Origin of the sequence: Brevibacillus sp. MCWH (genome assembly GCF_013096935.1) — a bacterium.
GTDB lineage: Bacteria > Bacillota > Bacilli > Brevibacillales > Brevibacillaceae > Brevibacillus > Brevibacillus aydinogluensis.
The window spans coordinates 1-391 of the sequence record NZ_SDLF01000238.1 but is presented as its reverse complement, the minus strand read 5'-3'; the positions used below and the strand labels follow the sequence as shown (position 1 = coordinate 391).

At 58.3% G+C, this 391-nt stretch carries 1 tRNA gene; it reads left to right on the top strand.

Annotated elements, in window-relative coordinates:
- Positions 1-74 precede the first annotated feature (74 nt).
- A tRNA-Asp gene (locus ETC00_RS20260) sits at positions 75-151 on the top strand.
- Positions 152-391 lie beyond the last annotated feature (240 nt).

Below are 391 nucleotides of genomic sequence, written 5' to 3'. Positions count from 1 at the left end.
TCGGGAGTTCGAGCCTCTCAGCACCCACCATCGTTCGTATTGCCGCTCCAGCGTCGGAAGGTCCGACCCAATCTGGAGCGGTAGTTCAGTCGGTTAGAATACCGGCCTGTCACGCCGGGGGTCGCGGGTTCGAGTCCCGTCCGCTCCGCCAGAATCCTGTACAAAGGCCCGATTCGTTCGGGCCTTTGTCTTTTCAGCGGCGAATGCTTGCAGGTCATGCCTGTGCGCCATGCCGCGATTGTCCGGAATGTCGGCGGCACCTGATAGAATCGCCGGATTTTCCATCTTCCATTCACCTCCGGTCCAGCATGCTTGATTTCGTACGTACGCATCGGCGCTTGATGTTTCTGGTGCTGCTGATTCTGGTGTTCCCGTCGTTCGTGTTCTTTGG